At 74.3% G+C, this 20,028-nt stretch carries 24 protein-coding genes and 1 riboswitch; of the genes, 17 read left to right on the forward strand and 7 right to left on the reverse strand.

Features of this window, described 5'->3' with window-relative positions; genetic code table 11:
- Positions 1-135: 135 nt before the first annotated feature.
- From IF43_RS42255 to IF43_RS0131870, 7 genes are all read left to right on the forward strand, one after another.
- Entirely contained in the window at positions 136-939 is an 804-nt protein-coding gene (locus tag IF43_RS42255) for a hypothetical protein (RefSeq protein ID WP_199922814.1), read from the forward strand.
- A complete protein-coding gene (locus tag IF43_RS0131845) occupies positions 936-1,310 on the forward strand; it encodes a peptidase inhibitor family I36 protein (RefSeq protein ID WP_030208940.1) in 375 nt (124 codons plus the stop codon). The genes IF43_RS42255 and IF43_RS0131845 overlap by 4 nt, the downstream gene beginning before the upstream one ends.
- 292 nt (positions 1,311-1,602) lie before the next feature.
- A complete protein-coding gene (locus tag IF43_RS0131850; protein WP_030208943.1) occupies positions 1,603-2,802 on the forward strand; it encodes a S8 family peptidase in 1,200 nt (399 codons plus the stop codon).
- A 312-nt stretch (positions 2,803-3,114) separates the two neighbouring features.
- Complete coding sequence (locus IF43_RS0131855) at positions 3,115-4,296, forward strand: glycosyltransferase family 4 protein (RefSeq protein ID WP_234332608.1); 1,182 nt, start codon at positions 3,115-3,117, stop codon at positions 4,294-4,296.
- The gene (locus IF43_RS41860) at positions 4,293-5,006 is read left to right on the forward strand and encodes a hypothetical protein (RefSeq protein WP_030208949.1); all 714 of its coding nucleotides are present in this window, start codon (positions 4,293-4,295) and stop codon (positions 5,004-5,006) included. The genes IF43_RS0131855 and IF43_RS41860 overlap by 4 nt, the downstream gene beginning before the upstream one ends.
- Positions 5,003-5,962, forward strand: coding sequence for an FkbM family methyltransferase (locus tag IF43_RS0131865; RefSeq protein ID WP_158939606.1), 960 nt, complete (start codon positions 5,003-5,005; stop codon positions 5,960-5,962). The genes IF43_RS41860 and IF43_RS0131865 overlap by 4 nt, the downstream gene beginning before the upstream one ends.
- Positions 5,959-6,762, forward strand: a complete 804-nt coding sequence (locus IF43_RS0131870) for an SDR family oxidoreductase (protein WP_030208955.1) — start codon at positions 5,959-5,961, stop codon at positions 6,760-6,762. Before IF43_RS0131865 ends, IF43_RS0131870 begins: the two co-directional genes overlap by 4 nt.
- A 63-nt stretch (positions 6,763-6,825) precedes the next feature.
- Here the strand turns inward: IF43_RS0131870 and IF43_RS0131875 are convergent, their stop codons facing one another.
- Complete coding sequence (locus IF43_RS0131875; RefSeq protein ID WP_078910611.1) at positions 6,826-7,533, reverse strand: GNAT family N-acetyltransferase; 708 nt, start codon at positions 7,531-7,533, stop codon at positions 6,826-6,828.
- Between the two features lie 226 nt (positions 7,534-7,759).
- Between IF43_RS0131875 and IF43_RS0131880 the strand changes: the two genes are divergently transcribed.
- The 4 genes from IF43_RS0131880 (at position 7,760) to IF43_RS0131895 (ending at position 9,867) form a co-directional block, all read left to right on the forward strand.
- Positions 7,760-8,110, forward strand: coding sequence for a hypothetical protein (locus IF43_RS0131880; RefSeq protein WP_030208962.1), 351 nt, complete (start codon positions 7,760-7,762; stop codon positions 8,108-8,110).
- 271 nt (positions 8,111-8,381) lie between these two features.
- Positions 8,382-8,837, forward strand: a complete 456-nt coding sequence (locus tag IF43_RS0131885; RefSeq protein ID WP_030208966.1) for a hypothetical protein — start codon at positions 8,382-8,384, stop codon at positions 8,835-8,837.
- A gap of 164 nt (positions 8,838-9,001) precedes the next feature.
- Entirely contained in the window at positions 9,002-9,436 is a 435-nt protein-coding gene (locus IF43_RS0131890) for a MarR family winged helix-turn-helix transcriptional regulator (RefSeq protein WP_030208969.1), read from the forward strand.
- On the forward strand, positions 9,433-9,867 hold the full coding sequence (locus IF43_RS0131895) for a hypothetical protein (protein WP_030208971.1): 435 nt from the start codon (positions 9,433-9,435) through the stop codon (positions 9,865-9,867). The genes IF43_RS0131890 and IF43_RS0131895 overlap by 4 nt, the downstream gene beginning before the upstream one ends.
- A gap of 100 nt (positions 9,868-9,967) precedes the next feature.
- On the opposite strand, the gene IF43_RS0131900 is transcribed toward IF43_RS0131895, so the two are convergent.
- On the reverse strand, positions 9,968-10,846 hold the full coding sequence (locus IF43_RS0131900; RefSeq protein ID WP_030208972.1) for an MBL fold metallo-hydrolase: 879 nt from the start codon (positions 10,844-10,846) through the stop codon (positions 9,968-9,970).
- A gap of 14 nt (positions 10,847-10,860) precedes the next feature.
- Positions 10,861-10,928: riboswitch (guanidine-III (ykkC-III) riboswitch) on the reverse strand.
- 228 nt (positions 10,929-11,156) lie between these two features.
- Between IF43_RS0131900 and IF43_RS0131905 the strand changes: the two genes are divergently transcribed.
- A complete protein-coding gene (locus IF43_RS0131905) occupies positions 11,157-11,360 on the forward strand; it encodes a cold-shock protein (protein WP_030208975.1) in 204 nt (67 codons plus the stop codon).
- A 251-nt stretch (positions 11,361-11,611) separates the two neighbouring features.
- Here the strand turns inward: IF43_RS0131905 and IF43_RS0131910 are convergent, their stop codons facing one another.
- From IF43_RS0131910 to IF43_RS0131925, 4 genes are read right to left on the reverse strand one after another with little or no spacing between them, the layout of a single operon-like run.
- Positions 11,612-11,833, reverse strand: coding sequence for a hypothetical protein (locus IF43_RS0131910; protein WP_030208976.1), 222 nt, complete (start codon positions 11,831-11,833; stop codon positions 11,612-11,614).
- Between the two features lie 59 nt (positions 11,834-11,892).
- The gene (locus IF43_RS42260; protein WP_199922815.1) at positions 11,893-12,066 is read right to left on the reverse strand and encodes a hypothetical protein; all 174 of its coding nucleotides are present in this window, start codon (positions 12,064-12,066) and stop codon (positions 11,893-11,895) included.
- A 57-nt stretch (positions 12,067-12,123) separates the two neighbouring features.
- Positions 12,124-12,273, reverse strand: a complete 150-nt coding sequence (locus tag IF43_RS41865) for a hypothetical protein (RefSeq protein WP_158939608.1) — start codon at positions 12,271-12,273, stop codon at positions 12,124-12,126.
- 44 nt (positions 12,274-12,317) lie between these two features.
- Positions 12,318-12,584: a GlsB/YeaQ/YmgE family stress response membrane protein gene (locus IF43_RS0131925; RefSeq protein ID WP_030208978.1), complete on the reverse strand. Its 267-nt coding sequence runs from the start codon at positions 12,582-12,584 to the stop codon at positions 12,318-12,320.
- Positions 12,585-12,803: 219 nt separating this feature from the next.
- On the opposite strand from IF43_RS0131925, the gene IF43_RS0131930 reads away from it, so the two are divergent.
- The 3 genes from IF43_RS0131930 (at position 12,804) to IF43_RS0131940 (ending at position 16,036) form a co-directional block, all read left to right on the forward strand.
- Positions 12,804-13,322: a PaaI family thioesterase gene (locus tag IF43_RS0131930; RefSeq protein WP_030208980.1), complete on the forward strand. Its 519-nt coding sequence runs from the start codon at positions 12,804-12,806 to the stop codon at positions 13,320-13,322.
- A gap of 141 nt (positions 13,323-13,463) precedes the next feature.
- Complete coding sequence (locus IF43_RS41210) at positions 13,464-14,210, forward strand: three-helix bundle dimerization domain-containing protein (RefSeq protein WP_051796575.1); 747 nt, start codon at positions 13,464-13,466, stop codon at positions 14,208-14,210.
- A complete protein-coding gene (locus IF43_RS0131940; protein ID WP_051796578.1) occupies positions 14,207-16,036 on the forward strand; it encodes a SulP family inorganic anion transporter in 1,830 nt (609 codons plus the stop codon). Before IF43_RS41210 ends, IF43_RS0131940 begins: the two co-directional genes overlap by 4 nt.
- Positions 16,037-16,255: 219 nt before the next feature.
- Here IF43_RS0131940 and IF43_RS0131945 read toward each other — a convergent pair whose 3' ends face one another.
- Positions 16,256-16,882, reverse strand: a complete 627-nt coding sequence (locus tag IF43_RS0131945; protein WP_030208987.1) for a hypothetical protein — start codon at positions 16,880-16,882, stop codon at positions 16,256-16,258.
- 261 nt (positions 16,883-17,143) lie between these two features.
- Between IF43_RS0131945 and IF43_RS38480 the strand changes: the two genes are divergently transcribed.
- Together IF43_RS38480 and IF43_RS0131955 are read left to right on the forward strand one after the other, a co-directional pair.
- On the forward strand, positions 17,144-18,547 hold the full coding sequence (locus IF43_RS38480; protein WP_030208990.1) for a hypothetical protein: 1,404 nt from the start codon (positions 17,144-17,146) through the stop codon (positions 18,545-18,547).
- 17 nt (positions 18,548-18,564) lie between these two features.
- Positions 18,565-20,025 carry a hypothetical protein gene (locus IF43_RS0131955; RefSeq protein ID WP_030208992.1) on the forward strand — a complete coding sequence of 487 codons (1,461 nt, stop codon included), beginning with the start codon at positions 18,565-18,567 and terminating at the stop codon, positions 20,023-20,025.
- Positions 20,026-20,028: the final 3 nt, after the last annotated feature.

A 20,028-nucleotide genomic window follows, 5' to 3' on the forward strand; every position in this document is an offset into this window, starting at 1 on the left:
CGCCCACCCCGCCCACCCCGCCCTCCCCGCCCGCAGCCCCGGTGATCACCCGGATGGCGGCTGCGGCCGGGGCGGGCCGGGTGGTGGGGTGGACGCGGCAGTTGATCACGAGGGGGCGGTATGGGGGGCTGGGGCGTGCGCCGCGCGCGTGCGGGGACGCCGTTGCGGGGCGAGGGCGAGGCCGCGCCCGCGAACCGTGCGGAACGTACAGGCGCCCCGCGGATCCCGTCCGCCCTACCGGACCCCGCCCTGCCGCACCCCGCCGTACCGGCGGCCGCCCGCGCGCGGGCGGGGCGCACGGCGTCCCGGACCGGTCCGCTCCTGGCGGGCCTCCTGCTCCTGGCGGCCTGCGCCCCGCCCGCCCCACCGCCCCACCCGGCCCCGGACGACCTCGTCAAGGCCGCCACCCGGCGCCTGACGGACGCCTGCCTGGCCGACCGGGGCCTTGCCCCGCCCCGGCCCGGCGCCACCGCGCCGCCCGGCCGGGAAGAGCGCGTGGCCGACGCGTTGTTCGGCACCGGCCCGACCGAACTGGCACTCGCGCTGCCCACCGGCTACACCGTCCGCGCCCACACCGACGGCTGCCTGGCCCGGGCCCAGCAGCAGCTGTACGGCGACCAGGCCGCCTGGTTCAGGGCCTCGGTGACCGTCAACAACCTCCGCCCCCTGGCCGAGGCGCGGCTCGGCGACGACCCCGCCTACACCGCCGCGCTCGCCCGTGCGAAGGCCTGCGACGACGGCGACGCCGGCTGCGTCCGCGCCAGCGGCCTGCCGCAGGTGCGCGCCCGGCTGGAGCCCGCCGTCCTCGCAGAGGTCCGCGCCGCGCACCGCGAGGAGATCGCGACCTACGACCGGCTGCGCGACCGCGCAGCACACCGCGCGACCGCCGTCCTGGCGGCCGTACCCGCCCCACCTGGGAAAGGACACCCTCCCCGATGAAGCAGAGCAGGCTGCTCGCCGCCACCGCCGCGACACTCCTGGCCCTCGCCGCGGGCCTCGCCGCCACCCCGGCGACCGCGGCCGAGTGCCCCAGCGGCAACTTCTGCGCCTGGACCGACGTCGACTTCGGCGGTCAGCGCGCGAACTGGTCGGGTGACGACACCTGGTGGGAGAGCTGGATCGCAGACGAGGACTCCTCCTGGGCCAACCACGGCATCTCGGGCCCCGGCATCAAGGACCACGTACAGGTCTACCGCAGCTCCGGGTTGGGCGGCGGCATGTCCCTCTGCCTCGCCCCCGGCCAGGAGGTGGACCACAACGCCGTGGCCAACGACGACGGCGACTCCCACACCTGGTCCATGGGCTGCTGACCCGACCACCCGTCAGAACGGACCGCCACCACCTGCCCCCGCCCGCCCCCCCACGTACGGGGAGCGGGCGGCCGCGTCCGCGCACGGGACGGGACGGACCCGGAAGTCGGATGGTGGTGGGGGAGTTCGGGAGCATTCGTGAGTGTCGTGAAGGCGGTGCGGGGGGCTCTTTAAGAAACCTTGTTGAACAACGCCGCACCCCCGGTGCGTCCTTGATTTGCTCCTGTCAATCGGAACAGGGTTGCTCCGAACGTTTGACGCCCCACACGTCAACCGGAGGAGAACTCCCTTCATGGCAACTCACAAGCGCTCCAGCCGACTTCGCTACGCGTCCATAGCGGCGGGAGCGGTCACCGCGGTCACCGCGGCCCTGTTCGCAGTACCCTTCGCCGGCGCGGCGGCCCCGCCCGAGGGCACCGTCCACGGCCTCGGCGCACCGGGCGCGGTGGACGGCAGCTTCGTCGTCATCCTGGACGCGTCCGCGAACAAGCAGGACCTGGCGAAGAAGTACGGAGGCAAACTGGAACGGGCCTACGGCTCCGCCGTCAACGGCTTCTCGGCGTCCGGCCTGACCGAGAAGGAGGCCAAACAGCTGGCCGCGGACCCCGCGGTCGACACGGTCGAGCAGAACAAGCGCTTCACGATCAACGAGACGCAGAACGACCCGCCCTCCTGGGGCCTGGACCGGATCGACCAGACCGAGACCACGGGAGACAAGAAGTACACGTACCCCGACAACGGCGGCGAGGGTGTCACGGCCTACGTCATCGACACCGGGGTGCGCATCTCGCACCAGGACTTCGGCGGCCGGGCCAGCAGCGGCTTCGACGCGGTGGACAAGGACGACTCCGCCGACGACGGCAACGGCCACGGCACGCACGTCGCGGGCACGATCGCCGGCACGGCGCACGGCGTGGCCAAGAAGGCCAAGATCGTCGCGGTGCGCGTGCTGGACGACAACGGCTCCGGCACCACGGAGCAGGTCGTCGCCGGCATCGATTGGGTGACGCAGCACCACACGGGCCCGTCGGTGGCGAACATGAGCCTCGGCGGCGGCGCCGACGAGGCGCTGGACGCCGCGGTCAAGCGGGCCGTCGACGCGGGCGTCACCTTCGCCGTGGCGGCCGGCAACGAGTCCAGGGACGCCGGCCAGGGCTCGCCGGCCCGGGTCCCGGAGGCCATCACGGTCGCCTCCAGCACCGAGGGCGACGAGCAGTCGGACTTCTCGAACTTCGGTTCCGTGGTGGACCTGTACGCGCCCGGGTCGGAGATCACCTCGGACTGGAACGACAGCGACACGGGCACCAAGACCATCTCCGGTACCTCGATGGCCACCCCGCACGTGGCCGGCGCCGCCGCCGTCTACCTGGGAGGCCACCCCTCGGCCACACCGGCGGACACGGCCGCCGCGCTGACCGCGGGGGCCACCGAGGGCGCCCTCTCCAACCCCTCCCCGGGCACCGCGAACAAGCTCCTGAAGATCACGCCGTAACCACCCGCCCCGGGCCGGCCGGCTCCCCGGACCGATCCTCCGACCGATCTTCCGACCGACCTTCCGACCGTCCACCCGAGCGCCGGCCCCCCGACCGCCCCTCGCCCCCCGCCCCAGGCGGGGGCGAGGGGCACGGCCGTCCCCGCTCCCCGGGTCCCCCTGGCGGCCGTACCTGCGCGCCGGCCTCGGCGCGTCGGCGATCGCCTTCCTGGAGTCCCTCAGGCTCGTTTGCCAGTCTGGTCCGTGGTCGAGGTCGAGAGCCGGTCGCCGTCGGCCGGCGCGGCCGGAATCGGAGGCCGTCACGTGCGCATCATGATGGTGGCTCATGCCTTCCCACCCACCTGGGGCGGGGTCGAGACGCATCTGGCCGACCTGGTGCGGGCACTGCGCCGGCGCGGCCACGAGGTCCTCTGCCTCGTCGGCGGGGACGAGTCCGACGAGAGCTGGGAGGGCGTCCCCGTCCGTCGGCGCCCTCTGCTGCGCCCGCAGAACCTCCTGCAGGTACACCGCGGCGGGAACGCCGGCCGAGCCGGACACCTCCGCTCCATCGAGGCCGTCGTACGCGGCTGCCTGGACTCGGTCCGGCCCCACGTCGTCCACCTGCACAACGCACACCACTACGGCCCGCAGCTCGCGCACGGCGTCCTGGCCGCCGTGGCCGCCGGCCGCGGCCGCAGCGGTCGCCCGGACCCGGTCGTCCTCAACAGCGTGCACGACCACACCGGGGAGCACGTGCTCCGGGACGTGATGGACCTGCCCTGGCACCTGCTCCTGTACGTCAGCGACTTCCTCCGCGCCTCCCTCCCGAGCCGCGCTCCGTCCGTGACCCTGCCGCTGGGCATCGACGCGTCGAGGTTCGCCGCGCAGGGCCCGCGGCACGAGGCGTTGGAGCGGCTGGAAAGGCCCGTGATCTTCCACCCGGCGAGGCCGCTCCCCTGGAAGGGGGTGGACGTGGGCCTGGCGGCATTCGTCGAGGTGCGCAGGCGGTTGGGACGCGGCAGCCTCGTGCTGTGTTCGGGTGACGACATCATCGGCGAAGCGTCGGTCCTCTCCGAGCTCAGGCACCGGCTGGCGCGCACCGCGGCGGACGCCGGAGTGGCCGAGCACGTCCTGTTCCAGGACTTCCCGCCGCTCGCGATGGGCGACGCCTACCGGGGCTGCGACCTGGTCTGGTACCCGACGACGGGGGAGGAGCCCTACGGGCTCGTGCCCCTGGAGGCCATGGCGTCCCAACGGCCGGTCGTGGTCGCCGACTCGGGCGGTCTGGTCGAGACCGTGACGGACGGCGTCAACGGACTGGTCGTACCGCGCGGCGACAGCGACGCCCTCGCGCACGCGGCCTCGCGACTGCTGACCGACGAGGCGCTGCGTCGCCGGGTCGTGGCCGGCGGGCTGGACCGGGTGCGCAGCTGCGGCATCGACACGTACACGAGCCGTCTCGAGGACATGTACGAGGCGGCGCGGTCGGGCGCCGCGACCGGAGACCCGGGATGAGCGGTGCTCCCCCCACACCCGAGGAAATCGACGTCACCGAGTTCCAGAACCTCCGTCAGGAGATCAACAACCGGACGAACCTGGCCTACGCCCTCATCACCCTTCAGCTCGCGGCACTCGGGACGGGGCTCTCCGTCATGACACGGCTCCCCGACGTACTGCTGGGCCTCGCCGCCGCCTCCAGCTTCCTGTGGCTGTTCTGGGTGGACCACGCCGGCCAGGTGTACAAGATCGCCGGCTACATCGCCCTCGAACTCAGCCCCCAGCTCAGCGCGGATGTCCGCAGGCCGGTCCTGCGCTGGGAGCACTTCCTGCGCAGGGTCGACGCAGGCGGCGGAACGACGCTGAGGGCGTTGTACGGCACGCAGGCGCCGCAGGGCCGCGTGTACGTCCAGAGCAGCACGGCCGCTGACGTGTACGCCATGCTGCTGTTCGGCTGCACGCCGCCCCTCATGATCTGCGGATACGTGGTGGTCATGCTGGTCGGCGGGGAACGCACCCCGGTCCTCGTCGTCGTGCCGGCCGCCGCTGCCACGGGGCTGTGGGTCTACACCGTCACGCGCTTCCGCGGCTTCCGGAAGACGGTCAGCACCATCGGAACGGCCATCAGGGCGTCCGATCCGGACTCCGGTCCCGGTCCCGGTCCCGGTCCCGGTCCCGGTCCCGGTTCCGGTCCCCGTCGCGGTCCGGCTCCCGGGGACGTGTCGTGAGCCGGCGGCCGGGGCCGTTCCCGGGGGTGTGGCCGAGCGGCCTGCCGCCGCGGGCGGACCGCGCGCTGCGCGACTGGGTCCGCAGGCACCCGGACGCCCGGGTCGTACGGGCGGCCCGCGGCGCGGTGTACGGCGCCCTCTCGGTGCTCCACACCGAGGACCACTGCCCGGCGACCAACGGGGAGGCGCACGTCCTGCGCTGCCTGGCCCGGGCCACGGGCGCGGACCACCGGAGTTCCCGCGGCCCCGTCCTGTTCGACGTGGGTGCCAACCGCGGGGCCTGGGCCGTGACCGCCCTCGATGCCTGCCCCGGGGCCCGAGTGCACTGCTTCGAGCTCGTACGGCCGGTGCGGCGGCGACTGCACCGGCTGGCGGCCGAGCGGTCGGGCATCGTGGTGGCCGAGGCCGGGCTGGCCGACCGGCCCGGCGTGCGGAGGGTCAAGTACTACCCGGCGTGCGACGAGCTGAGTTCCCTGTACGACTACCCGCACGAGGCACGCTCCGAGTGGCGGGACGAACCCGTGCTCCGGGGCGACGACTACCTGAGCGCGCACGGCATCGACGGCGTGGACCTCCTCAAGATCGACACGGAGGGTGCCGAACTCGAAGTCCTGGCGGGCTTCCGGCAGGCCCTGGGCGCGGGCAGGGTCGCCGCGGTCCAGTTCGAGTACGGATACTCCGCGATCCTCTCGGGGTCCCTCCTGTACCGCTCGTACGACCTGCTGGGCCCGTTGGGCTACCGCCTGGGGAGGATCCTTCCGCAGCGGGTCGACTTCCGTCCGTACACGCTGTTCGACGAGAGGTTCTTCGGCCCGAACTTCCTCGCGGTGCACCGCTCGCGACCGGACCTGGTCCGGCTGCTCGCGGGACGGGGGACTCCGGTAGCCCGCCGCCTCCGGCGGCCGGGCGCCGCGGGGGCGACGGGGCCCTTTCCCGCCACGGACGCCGAGCGGTGAACGCCTCCCCGGCAGGAGGAGGGCCGCGGCCCGTGGCGCTGGTGACGGGGGCGGGCAGGCGGCGGGGCCTGGGCGCCGCCATCGTCACCCGCCTGGCGGAGACCGGGTGGGACGTCGCCTTCACGTACTGGACGCCGTACGACGCCCGGAGGCCCTGGGGAGTCGACGCGGGCGCCCCGGAAGAGCTGGCGGACCGGGTCGTGGCCGGCGGAGCCCGCGCCCACTTCCTGGAGGCGGACCTCTCCCGCACCGCTGCGGCCGCCGAGGTGGTCGCCAGTGCCGAAGCCGCCTTCGGCCGACCGGTGACGGCCCTGGTCCTGGCGCACGCCGAGTCGGTGGCCTCCGGCCTGCTGGACACGTGCATCGAGAGCTTCGACCGGCACTTCGCCGTCAACGCCCGCGCGGGCTGGCTCCTCATCCGCGCGTACGCCGAGCGCTTCACCGGCCCGTACGGAAGCGGCCGGATCGTCGCCCTCACCAGCGACCACACGGTGGGGAACCTGCCCTACGGAGCGAGCAAGGGCGCCCTCGACCGCATCACCCTGGCGGCCGCACAGGAACTCGCCGGGCTGGGTGTCACGGCGAACGTGGTCAACCCCGGGCCGGTCGACACCGGCTGGATGTCCGACCGGACCCGGGAAGAGCTCGTGCGCGCCACCCCGCTGGGCAGGCTGGGCACTCCCGCCGAGTGCGCCTACCTCGTGGGTTACCTGTGCTCTCCCGAAGGCGGCTGGATCAACGGCCAGCTCCTGTACAGCAACGGCGGTCTGCAGTACGTCCAGGGACCGGACCGCACCTGAGGCTGCCGGGCGCACCGTGGCCGCGTCCGGCCCCGCCGCCGCCCCCGCCCGTCGGGACGACTCTCAGCCGGCATCCCGGTCGGCCGGTCGGTTCGCCGGACGGTCGGACCGCGGGTCCGCCCGGACCGCGGTGGTCACGGGGTCGCGCCACATGGGCCAGAGGGTCGGGCCGCCGCCGGGGAGCGGGATCTCGCCGGTGACGCGGAAGCCGAGGCGCTCGTAGAACGGCACGTTCGAGGGCTTGCTGGACTCCAGGTAGGCGGACTCCCCGAGCAGGTCGCAGAGCGCCAGTTGTTCGCGCAGCAGGGACGAACCCGCCCCCGTCCCCCGGACCTCGGGGTCGGTCCCCACGGTCGGCAGGTACCAGTGCGGCAGGTACGGGTGGGCCTCGTGGAGGGTGCTCTGGACCTCCGCGGCCCGCCGCAGCCCGCCCGGCCCGAACACCCGCACGTACCGGGGGAGGGCCGTCAGGTCCTGGAGCGGGGACGTCTTCCAGTGGCCGGGCCCCGACCACAGCGCCGCGGACAGCAGCCGCCCGTCCCTCGTCGCGGCCACCCGGACGGCGCCGGGCCGCGGCCGCTGCCGGCGCTGGGCCAGCCGGAAGTAGAGGGCCGCCCGGCGTTGCCGCCCCGACGGGTCGGGGAGCAGCCAGCTCATGACGGGATCGTCCGCGAAGGCGCGGGCCAGCAGCGAGGCGATCGCCCCGCCCTCGCCCGGCCGGGCGCACCGGACCCCGAACCCCTGCGTCAGCAGCCCCGCGCGTGCGTTCATCGGGCCACGGTAAGCAGCGGGGCGGCCCGTTCCCGCCACCCGCGCCCGTGTCCCGGGACGGGCCGGTCCCGGTCACCCGGTCGGCCCCGCGCCGCACTCCTCGGGCCCCGGCCGTCATCCACCCGGGCGCACACCGCGTGCCGCGTCCGCGCCGGCACGTCAGGCTGCTCCCAAGGAACGACGCCTCCGCGCAGACCGCACCGACCACACAGACGAGGACCGAGCCATGTCCCACCACCGGCGATTCGGGGTCATCTCCGGGGCGGCGCTGCTGCTGCTCCTCACCGCCACCGCCTGTTCGACCAACCGGACCACGGTGGGCGAACTCACCTTCCGCGCCGCGAACTCCCCGGCCGAGCTGACGTACTCCAACACCAGCGTCAACGGGTGCACGCCGATCCTGCTCCCGCGCGGCGCCGCGCACGTGCACAACAACACCCTGGTCGACGTCATCCTGTACCGGACCCCCAACTGCCAGACGTTCAGCGGTGCCGAGGGGACCTACGTGGGCACCACCCTGTCGGACGTCACGGCCCAGGGCACCCTGCCGTGGCGGAGCTTCAGCGTCGTGCACTGAGCCCGCGCGGCCCACGGCCGCACGACCCGGCCGGGCGCAGGGCCCCCACCAGCAGGTGGGGCCCTGCGAACAGTGGAGGGCGGGCGCGAGCATTCGTGACCGGAACTCGTTGGTAGGTGGCCGTAGTTGGCGGTCCGTCAGGAGGCGTCCACGGTGGCGGCGGGAGGCGTTCACGTCTTGATCATCCCACGTTCTTATGTAATGTGAAATATCACATGCCATGAGAACGCCCCGGGAGCCGGGGCGTGCGCGATGACAAGGAGTACCTCCGATGAACCGCATGGCCCTTCTCGTGGTCGGTGTCGCAGGCCTGACCGCCCTCGCGGGCGCCCCGGCCGAGGCGGCCGGGGCCGCCACCACCGGCCAGACCGTCACCTCCTGCGGCTCCGCGGGGCTCCAGGCAGGTCTGTCCACCCGGCTCTGCGCCGATGTCACCGATGGTGTCGTCGAGTTCTACGGCAAGGTCGGCCTGGCCGGCCCGCCGTCGCCGGGCAGCCCGGCGCCCGCGCCGAAGGACCTCTTCACGACGCTTTCCGCCGAGGTCGTCGGCAGCGGGCTCGCGCCCGTGACCCAGGACCGGCAGGTCCGCTTCACCGCGACGCCGCTCGAGGTGCGCGGCGTGGTCACCACCGCGTCCTGCGGCTCGACCGTCCGCGGCACCTTCGGCGTGGCCTCCTTCCCCTGGTCGGCCCGCCCGGTCGTCCACGAGGTCACGATCACGTGCTGACCGCCGCTCGGCGCCGCGCCTCCCCCTGACGGGGGCGGGGCCGCCGAGGGGTGGGCTGTGTGGGGCCGGCGGTTGCGCGGCCGGCCCCACGTCGCCGTACTCGCATCCGCCCGCACCCGCCCGCGCTTGCCCGGCATTGCTACGATGTCGTACTATCCGAAATCGTGAAGTACGAAAACGTTGAATCCGGCCGACCGGTGCTGCTGGCCCTCCAGCGCGCGACCCACGCCACACTGCACCTGATCACCACCGCGCTCGTCGATCTCGGTCTGACCGCCTCGGAGATCAACGTGCTGGCCAACCTGGCCGACGGAAAGGCCCGCACCGTGTCCCAGTTGGGTGCCGCCGTCGGTAGCCGCCCCACCACGCTCACGAGCGTGCTGGACCGCCTGGAGCGTCGCGGACACCTCACCCGCGGCACCCTGGCCGGCGACCGCCGCTCGGTCCTCATCGAGCTCACCGACTCCGGACGGGCGGCGGCGGCCCTGATCGAGGAGACGCTGGCCGGCGTGGAGGCGCGCGCCCTGGGCGCGCTGCCCGCCGACGCGGTCGCGGGCTTCCACGCCGTGGTGGACGCGCTCATCAAGGAGGAGTCGTGACCCCGGACCCCCGCACCACGCAGGAGGACGCGGCGCCGCTGTTCGGCGACCTGATGGCCGAAGTGATGGCGACCGCCGACCACTTCGGCCACCGCCAGCACGTCCACCTGACCTGGCTGGCCGTACGACGCTGCGGAACGGGACCGGCCGTGCGCCTGGTCAGCGACGGCATCCGGGCCACCGCCCGGTATGCGGGCGCCCCGCAGAAGTACAACGCCACCGTCAGCCGGGCCTGGGTCGAACTGGTCGGCCACCACGCGGACCAGGACGACACCGCCGACTTCGACTCGTTCGCCGAGCGCAACCCGGCGCTCCTCGACAAGAAGCTGCTGTCCCGCTTCTACCGCTCCACGACGCTGGCCGGCCCCGCCGCCCGGACCGGCTGGGTCGAGCCCGACAACGAGCCCTTCCCCTGGCGGCGCGCCGGGTGAAGCCCCGCTCCCGCGTCCTGGTGGTCGATCGGTCCGCGTGCCGGTGCCGGTGCCGGTGCCGGTGGCGTGGCCGAGGTCGGCGGTGCCGCCCCGTACGCGGTCATGAGCTGGGCCAGAGCACGAACAGGGGAAGCGCGCGGCGGACGGGCCGGTCGCCGATCTCCTCCAGCGCCGCGCGGATCTCGTCCAGGTGACCTGTGGTCAGCTCCAGCGGCGGCTCGTCGGGCTGGTGGACGGTGCGGATCGGGTAGTCCACGCCGGGCTCCCGCGTCATCTCGATGTGGCATCCCAGTACGTGGGTGACCCTCCGCCCGCGGCAGAAGTCGATCAGACGGTCGACGGTCCGGGTGAACGCCTGCCAGTCCTGGACGTAGAGCCGGCCGGGGTAGACCGTGTCGCCGGTCAGGAGGAACCCGGTCCACGGGTCGTGGTACGTGACCGCCGCCTCGTGGTGGCCCGGCGTGGCCAGGCACTCCAGTACCCGCCCTCCCAGGTCCACCCGCGCCACGCCGGCCGGATCGTCGTCGAAGCCGAAGTACGGCCAGGCGGTGGCCGCTTCCGCGCCGACCACCGTGGTGTCGGGACGGTCCGCGAACTGGCCGTCGCCCGCGACGTGGTCCCCGTGCGGATGGGTGTGGAGCACCAGCAGGTGGTACGCGGGCCTGGGGTTCCGGTCCAGCCACGACGCGACGAGCCCGTCGACCACGCGGCGCAGGGGGAAGTACTCGGCGGACGCGGTGGCGCCGGTGTCGATGAGCACGGCCCGGTCGTTGCCGAACAGCAGGAAGAGGAAGGGCGCTTCGTAGTCGATCGCCATGTTCTGGCGCAGGACGTACGTGTGCTCGTCGTAGGCGTGGACCTGGATGTCCGGGTCGGTGTTGTGCTTGGCCGACGGCGAGCCGTGGATCCACCGGACGCCCAGGGGGCGGGACGGGGGAGGCGCGGCGGCGAAGTCGACCAGGGAGGTGCGGGCACCCATGGGGGGTCTCCTCGGGTGCGTCGTCTTGGCGGGCCGGGTACGGCGCACATCTCGTCCGGGGCCGGCACGTACGCGCCGCCAAGGGGACCGTACCACCGCCCCGCGCGGCGGCGTCCCGGCGCCCGAGGCCCGACGCCCGACGGGTCTGTGCCGCGTCGGGTCCCGCCGCCCTGACGCGTAGCCGGACGCCCACGGAGAGCGAGAGTGGTCGGTGTAGACGGAGGGACGGGTGGGTAGGACGAGGCCAGGCTTCCATCCGGGGGCCGGGGCGGTCCGCGGACCGTCGTAGGGCATGTCAAGAAGGATGATCATGGCGCGTGGCACGGTGAAGTGGTTCAACTCCGAGAAGGGCTTCGGATTCATCGCCCAGGACGGAGGCGGACCGGACGTCTTCGCCCACTACTCCAACATCGCCGGACACGGGTACCGGGAGCTGCGGGAGGGCGAGGCGGTCACGTTCGACGTCACCCAGGGGCAGAAGGGCCCGCAGGCGGAGAACATCACCCGGGCCTGATCCGCCCCCCGGAGACCCGGCCCCGGGCCGGTTCGTCCGTCACGGCGCCCGCCTGCGAGGCGGGCGCCGTCCTGCTGCGCCGGCGCTCACTGCCCACCACCCCCGCTGGCCGCCGCCCACCGCGAGCCACCGCCCACCGCGAGCCGACGCCCACCGCGAGCCGACGCTCGCCGACGCCCACCGCGAGCCGACGCCCACCGCTCGTCGGCGCGCATCGCGCACGGCCCGTCGGCGCCCATGACCGCCGCTGGTCACCGCCCGGGCGTCCGCCGTGCTGCCGCCCGTCCGCGTTCCATCCGCCGCTCCTCCCGCTTCCTGAGCTCCTCGGGAGTCTTTCCCGCGACGGGCCTGCTCGCCTCGGGGTGCACCGGGTCCGGGCCCGGCTGCTCGCCGCCCCGCGCCTCGTGATCCGCCCCCGGCTGCTGCCGTGCGCGCTCCGCGCCGCCCACCGCGCCGCGCTGCGTTCCGTCCATCGCACGAGCTCCTTTCCTCGCTCCGCCCCGCCCCACCCCACCACGTCGACCGGTACCGGTCAGTGCCCGAGGTAGTCCTTCCCCCGTTCCTTCGCCTCGCGGGCCTTTCCGCGGGCGTGCAGGGCCGCGCCCTTGGCCTCGTTCGTCTTGTTGCCCATGGCGTGCGCCGTCTTCTGTACGGCCTTTCCGAGCAGTTGCTCGGCCTTGGCCTTCATCTTCTCGGTGGTGCTCATGCGAGCCCCTTTCCCAGCCGTGGCCGTCGGGCGGGACGGCCGTGCTCTCCGCGGGCCTCACCCCAGTCGCAGTCGGCGGCGGAAGGAGGCGCGCAGGGCGAGCCGGAAGGCGTACAGGGTGCTGCGGACGGTGAACCGCACGCCCCACGCCAACGCCTTCAGGGCGAAGCGGCGCGTGAGGAGCCGGGCCGCCCAGTGGGCGAGCACCCGCCGGCGGTGCCACCTCCCGCGCCGGCGCCGCCGGCGGACCCTCACGAACGTCTCCGGCCCGCCACGAGGCGGTACACCGCCAGGAGGACGAGGGAGCCCACGATGGCCGCGATCCACGTCGAGAGCTCGAAGAAGCCGTCGATCGAGTCGACGTCGAAGATGACCTTCCCGAGCCAGCCGCCCAGGAGGGCTCCGACGATGCCGATCAGCGTCGTGAGGATGATGCCGCCGGGGTCGCGACCCGGCATCAGGAACTTCGCGATGATTCCGGCGAGCAGCCCCAGAATGATCCAGCCGATGATGCTCATGGAGTGCCCCTCGTCGACGCGTGCGGTTCGTGTAGTTCTTCTGCGCGGTCGAGCGGATTCCAAACGCGGACAGACGCGGACATTCCCCTCCATCGGGCGTCCCGGTGCGGCATCACCCGTCCGGGGTGAGGGGCACGACCCGTGGTCGTGTCGGAATCCATCCGCAAGCTGCCGGATCCGACACTCCCGTCCGCTCTCCCGGCCTCCTACCGTCGAGTCATGAGCACGCACGAGACGATCACCGCCGCGCCGGCCCGCACCCGTACGCACACCTGGCAGCCGCGCCCCGAACCGACCCCGGAACTCCTCGGCATGACCGGCCTCGAGATCCTCCAGGCCGCTCAGAAGGGCACGCTGCCCGCCTCCTCGATCATGAGCACCCTGGGCTTCCGGCTCGCCGAGGTCGGCGACGGCTTCGCCGCCTTCGAAGGGGACCCCGGCGACCACCTGCTCAACCCGATGGGCACCGTGCACGGCGGCTTCCTCGCCACGCTCCTGGACTCGGCGCTCGGCTCGGCGGTGATGACCCGGCTGCCGGCGGGCACCACGTACACCACCGTGCAACTCGGCGTGCACATGATCCGTCCGGTGCTGTCCGACACCCCCGCGCTGCGCTGCGAGGGCACCGCCCTGCACGTCGGACGCACCACCGCCACAGCCGAGGCCCGCATCGTCGGCACCCGTGACGGCAAGCTGTACGCGCACGGTACGACGACCTGCGCCGTCCTGCGCCCCTGAGTCCTGCGAACGGGTGAAATCCGCCCCCGCCACGGAGGGCGATCATGCCCGGCCGACGGGAGAATGAGCGCGAGGCACATCGTCCCGCGCGGGCGAGGGCGAGGGCGAGGGCGCGGCTCTGCGGTCTGGAGGTCGTGGGACATGGAACCGTCGACTCCCCGCGGCGCAGGCAGCACGGACGAGACCTCCGCACGGCTCGGGCGCCGGCGTCGGAGGCTGCGCCGCCGCACCGCGTTCCGGTCGTTCCTCACCCTGGTGGTGCCCGGCGGCCGCGGGCCGGCGGGGCCCGCGGATCCGGGCGGGACGGCGGGTCCGGAGCGGGCGGGGGGCCTCGAGCGGGCGGGGGAGACGGCCGCGGCCGACCGCGGCCCGGACGTCGTCAGGGAGGACTTCCCGGCTGCCCTCACTGACGGGTTCCCGGACGTCGTCCCGGAGGTCGTCACGGAGGTCGCCTCGGACGTCCGGGACGAGCAGACGGGGGCCGTCGGTGCGACGGACCCCGACGGCCCGCCGCCCGCGCCGTCCGGCCCGCAGGACGAACTCGCCTCCGTGCGGGACATCGTCGTACGGCTGCGGGTCGCCTACCCGCTCGCCGACGCGGCCACCGTCGAGGGGACCGTCCGGGCCGCGTACGCCTCGTTCCACCACGCCAAGATCAGGGCCTACATACCGATCCTCGTCGAACGCCGGTCCCGCTCGGAACTCCGCGCCGGCCACCGCGCCGCGGCCCGCCCGGCCGCCGAGGCGGAGCGGACGGGCCGCCCGCACCCGCCCCGCGGGGCTCCCCCTGAGGCGGTCCTCCCGGTCGGCGCCCTCGGCACCGGTGAGGAAGGACCCGCGACCGCCCCGACCTCCCTCGGCAGGACGTGGTGGAAGGGCGGTCGATGACGCCCCGGGGCGGCGGCCGCGGGTTCCGCTCGCGGCTCCAGGCGGTCCCCGGCGTCCGCGCCGTCTCGACGTACCGGCGCGAATGGCTCCTCAAGGACCTCGTCGCCGGGGCCGTGCTGACCACCCTCCTGGTGCCGCAGGGCATGGCGTACGCCGAACTGGCCGGCCTGCCGTCCATCACCGGCCTGTACACGACGATCCTCTGCCTGCTCGGCTACGCCGTGTGCGGCCCCTCCCGGATCCTGGTGCTGGGCCCCGACTCCTCGCTCGGGCCCATGATCGCCGCCACCGTGCTGCCCCTCGTGGCGTCCGGCGGAGACCCGGACCGGGCCGTCGCGCTGGCCTCGATGCTCGCGGTCATGGTCGCGGGCATCATGATCCTCGCCTCGGTGGCGAAGCTCGGCTTCATCGCCGACCTGGTGTCCAAACCGACGATGATCGGCTACATGAACGGCCTGGCCCTGACCATCCTGATCGGCCAGCTGCCCAAGCTCCTCGGCTTCAAGGTCGAGGCGGACAACCTCATCGGCGAATGCGTCGGCGTGGTGGAGAAGGTCGCCGACGGGGCGGTGGTGCCGGCCGCCGCGGCAGTCGGGCTCGGCGGGATCGTCCTGATCCTGCTCCTCCAGCGCTTCCTGCCGAAGGTGCCCGCGGTGCTCGTCATGGTGGTCCTGGCGATCGCCGCCGCCGGCGCCTTCGACCTGGGCGAGCACGGCGTCGGCCTGGTCGGGGTACTGCCCGCGGGCTTCCCGCCGTTCACGGTCCCCGACGTGCGGCTCGGCGACCTCGCGCCGCTGTTCGCCGGTGCGCTCGGCATCGCCCTGGTCTCCCTGGCCGACACGATCTCCAACGCCTCGGCCTTCGCCGCCCGTACCGGTCAGGAGGTCCGGGGCAACCAGGAGATGGCGGGCGTGGGCGTGGCCAACCTGGCGGCCGCCCTCTTCCAGGGCTTCCCCGTCAGCACGAGCGGGTCCCGGACCGCGGTGGCCGAGCGGGCCGGGGCCCGCAGCCAGCTCACCGGGGTCGTCGGCGCGGGGCTCATCGTCCTCATGCTCGTCCTGGCGCCGGGTCTGTTCCGCAACCTCCCGCAGCCCGCCCTCGCCGCCGTGGTCATCACCGCCTCGCTGTCCCTGGCCGACGTCCCCGGGGCGGCGCGGCTGTGGCACCAGCGCCGGACGGAGTTCCTGCTGTGCTGCGCGGCCTTCGCCGGGGTGGCCCTGCTCGGCGTGCTGCAGGGCATCGCCATCGCCGTCGCCCTGTCGGTGCTCAACGTCTTCCGGCGCGCCTGGTGGCCGTACAACACCGTGCTGGGGCGGGTGCCGGGCCTGGAGGGCTACCACGACATCCGGTCCTACCCGCGGGCCGGGCAGCTGCCGGGCCTGGTCGTCTACCGTTTCGACGCCCCGCTCTTCTTCGCCAACGCCAAGACGTTCCGGGATCAGGTCCGGCGGCTGGCCGGCGCGGACCCGCGGCCCGCGTGGATCGTGATCGCCGCCGAGCCCATGACCGACGTGGACACCACCGCCGCCGACGTTCTGGCCGACCTCGACGAGGAACTCAACGCCGAGGGCGTCCACCTGGTCTTCGCCGAGCTCAAGGACCCGGTACGCCGGAAGATCGAACGCTACGAACTCACCCGCACCATCGACCCCGACCACTTCTTCCCCACCGTCGAGGCCGCGGTCACCGCGTTCCGCCTGCGCACCGGCGCCGACTGGACCCCCGGGCCCCGGCCCCCGGGCGCTGTGCAGCCCCCCGACGCGTCCCGGCCCCCGGACGCGTCCCCGCCCCACGGCACCTCCCCGCCCCCCACCGACGGGCGGTGACCACGCGCGTCGAAGGTGAACTGCATGGGCCGAGCATCGCACGTGCCCACGAGGCGTGGCGGCCGGGCACTGCTCGAGGTGGCGGCGGCGGGAGTCGCGGGGGACGGGGCGACTCGAAGGCCGCGATCGCGCCCGCACTACCCCTGCCAGAGGGGACGTGCACCAGCTTCCCCGTGGGGCACCTTCTGGGGCCTCCGGCTGTCGATCAGGGGTGACGTGTCAGCCGCGGCCCACCGCGGCGACGAAGGCGTCCGCCTCCCCGGGGTGGGAAGCGAGGACGGCCACCCAGGAACCGTCCGCGAACTCGACGCGCATCCGCGACCGCTGCAGGACGCCCTTGGCGTCGCGGTACAGGCCCGTCACGGCGGACCGCGGCACCTCCCAGGCCGGCTCCCAGCGCGGCGTACTGCGCCACAGCGGCGTCAGGTCGCTCAGCGCGAAGCAGCGGCGGTCGGTGACCGCGAGCAGGCCCGACCGCGCGCCGCGGGCCCTGGACCGGGCGACGAGGAACTGCCCGGCGGTGCCGTGCCAGCCGCCACCGAGGGCCGCGCCGTGCATCATCCGCGTCCCCAGCTCGTCCAGTACGTCCGGGGCCCGGTCGAACGCGTTCGCCGCCGCGGCGGGCGCCGAACGCCGCGGGTCCAGGACGCGGCTGCGCAGCACGGCGGCCACGGGCCCCGGCAGGCTGCGTTCGATCTGCCGCCCGAGCGCCGACGGGGGCGGGGGACCCACCAGGGAATCGGGCGGCGTCGGGGCGCCCGGCGCCGGCTCGTACGAGGAGACGGCGACGAGGCGTTCGCCGGGGTGCAGGAACGACCGTGCCTGCTCGTGACGTTCCTGGTTCAACGGTCGGTGCTCCTGCTCGTCGTCGGTCTGCGGGCCGTCGAACGGCGATTTTACGCCCATGTGACGGGAAGTCATCGGGGGGTCCGGCGCGGGTGCCGCAGTGGGGGAAGGGGGCGACCCGGGCTCCGCTCCGGCGGTTCAGGACGTTCCACGTGATCGGGCCGACGATCCCGTCTGGTTTGCCCTACTCGTCAGTGGGGTGAAGCATGGAAGAGGAAGGTCGCGGCTACGCGGTGCACACGTGCGTGCAGGGAGGTCGTCATGGCCGGTCCCTTCGAACAGATCCCCATGGACGGTGGCGGCTCGGCCGACCTCTACCTGCTGCGCTTCGACGACCAGGGACGCCTGCGCAGCCCGGAGGCGGCGGCGGAGGTCAGGGCCCGTGTGCAGGACCCCCAGGACGTGACCGACGTCTTCTGCTTCGCCCACGGCTGGAACAACGTCTTCGCCCAGGCCCTCGACCGCTACCGGGGCTTCGCCACCGGGTTCGTCACCCAGGGCGCCGCGTTCGGCATCCCGAAGCCGGCGCCGTACCGCCCGCTCCTGGTGGGTGCCATCTGGCCCTCCACCAGCTTCGTCATGCCCTGGGAGGCCGGACCGCAGATCGCCGCCGATCCGGACCCGTTCGGTCGGCAGGCGGCCGAGGTCGAGGAGCTCCTGGAGCTGGTCACCTCGTCGCTCGACCCGGCAGAGGACCAGGAGTTCACCGAGGCCGTCGACGGCCGCCGCTCCGTGGACGCGGCCACGGCCGAGCGGCTCGCCGAGATCGCGATCGGGGCACTGCGCGCCGGCCCGGACCCCGACGACGGCTCACCGCCCCCGCAGGCCGGAGACCTCCTCGAAGCGTGGGCCGCCCTCGACGGTCTGGCCCACGGCGGCGGAGCGGGCGCCGGCGGAGCCCCCGGGTCCCCCGGGGACGGCGCGGCCGGGGACCCCGGCGCGGCACCCGTCGGCTTCGGCACCATCGGCGACCACCCCCACGAGGCCCAACCGGGCGCGGCCGGCCTCGACTTCGACCCGCGTGACCTCCTGCGCATGGCCACGGTGTGGAAGATGAAGGCCCGGGCCGGCACGGTCGGTGCCCACGGCGTCGGCCCCCTCGTCGAGCACGTCCTCACCCACAGCACCGCGCGACTGCACCTGATCGGGCACTCCTTCGGCGCCCGCGTGGTCCTGTCCGCCCTGACGACCGCCGCCGCGCCGCGGCCGGCGCACTGCGTGCTGCTGCTCCAGCCCGCGGTGAACCGGTGGTGCTTCGCACCCCGCGTCGCCGGGACCCAGCGGGCCGGCGGCTTCCACGGCGTGCTGGACAAGGTCACCCGGCCGGTCCTGACCACCTTCTCCTCCCACGACGCCCCGCTGACCAGGTTCTTCCACCTCGCGATGCGCGGCAGCCACCTCGGGGAGCCCGACTTCGCCGGTGTCGGCGACACCGACCTGTACGGGGCCCTCGGCGGCTTCGGCCCGGCCGGCCTGACCGGTCTCTCGGTCGAGGAGAAGGCGGCGGTCCCCGGAGAGGACCGCTACCCGCTGGACGGCGGCGCCCGGGTCATCGCCGTCGACGGCGGGGTCGACATCAACGGCCTGCCCGCCATCTCCGGCCACGGCGACATCAGCAACCCCGTGACCTGGTGGGCCCTGCACGACCTGACCCGCCCCGACTGACCGGCCCGGGAACGGCCATGGCCATGATCCTCATCGAGAGGTGGCACCTCGCGGTGCTACGGGTCCGGCTCGACCTCTCCGGCCCGGAGCCCGCCGTCACGGCGGACCTCTTCGGCTACCCCGACGGCGTCCAGCAGACCTACGCCGCGCTCACCCTGCCCGTAGCCGCCTACGGCCTCTCCGGAGGCATGGAGCCGCCCGGCGGTGCGCGCGTCCCCGATCAGCTGGCGACCACCGTCCGCCGGGTCATGCACGAGGAGCTCGGCGGCGAGGCCGCGCTCTGGCTGCGGCTCGTCCCCCCGTACGGCTACCTCGGCGCCGTCCCCTGGGAGCGGGAGCTCGTCCCCGCGACGGAACGGCCCCTGCTGCGCGTCCCCGACCGCCTTCCGGAGGGCGCGGACCCCGGCGCGGCCTGGAGCGTGGCGATCGCCGTCAACGCCGCCCCGGGCAGTACGTGGGCCGGCACCTACGTGCAGGACCTGATCCGCAGCCTGGAGCTCGCGGTCCCCGCCTCCGTGGACGTCCACGTGTTCGCGGACCGGGACACCCACGCCGAGCTCCGCGCCCGGCTGAGGGGAACCGCACACGAACGCGGGCTCCACGACCCGCTGGACGCGCTGTCCGTCTCCCAGGAGCGCACCCTGCGCCGCGTGCCCCAGTTCCGCCGGCCCGGACGCTCCGCGGCCCCGCCCCCCGGGAGCCCCCTGGTGTGGGCGGACTGGATCGCCGCGGGCCTGGGTCCCCGGGCCGTACGCGCCCTGCACCTCGTCGCGGACGCCTCCTTCGACGGCAGCCGGCCGCTGCTGGCCGTGAGCGCGGACCCCGGCTCGCCCCACGGCCCGTACGGCTGCGCGTACGCGGGCGCCGACGACATCCGCCTGCTGGCGGACACCCTCGGCGCCTCGGTCCTGTCCTTCGGGTCGCCGCCCGGCAACCCGTACGACGCCGCCACCCGGATCCTCGCCGACGGGATCGGCCTGCAGCGGGCCGGCCCGACCTTCTGCAGCGACGTGGCGGCGGACCCGGACGGCGCCGCGCTGGCCGAGGCGCACGCCTTCGCCGCCGGCCCCCGCGGCACCCGGCAGATCCCCACCACACCCTCCCTCTTCGCCTACCTGCAGCCGGACCGGGTGGCGGGCTCCCTGCACGACGCCTGGCCCGACCCGGAGCAGCCCGGGCGGTCCTGGCTCGGCGGACGCGCCGCCGTAGCCGCCTCGGAGACCGGCCGCGACCTGCTGCCGGGCACGCTGGAAGCGGTGGCCGGGCAGGAGGTCGCCGCCCGGTACGAGTCCGCCGCCGAGGTGCCCGGCTGGGTGGCCGCGAGCGAGCGCTACCTGGAGGCGAAGGCGGCCGAGGTGCTGGAGACGGCCGCGGTACCCGGCGAGACCCCCGGGATGAAGCAGGCGTACGACCGCGGGACCGCGCAGGCCCTGGCGGAACTCCGCGAGTTCGTCGACCGCAGGACCGGGGAGGCGTGAGGC

Source organism: Streptomyces sp. NRRL S-87, assembly GCF_000719335.1.
Lineage (GTDB): Bacteria > Actinomycetota > Actinomycetes > Streptomycetales > Streptomycetaceae > Streptomyces.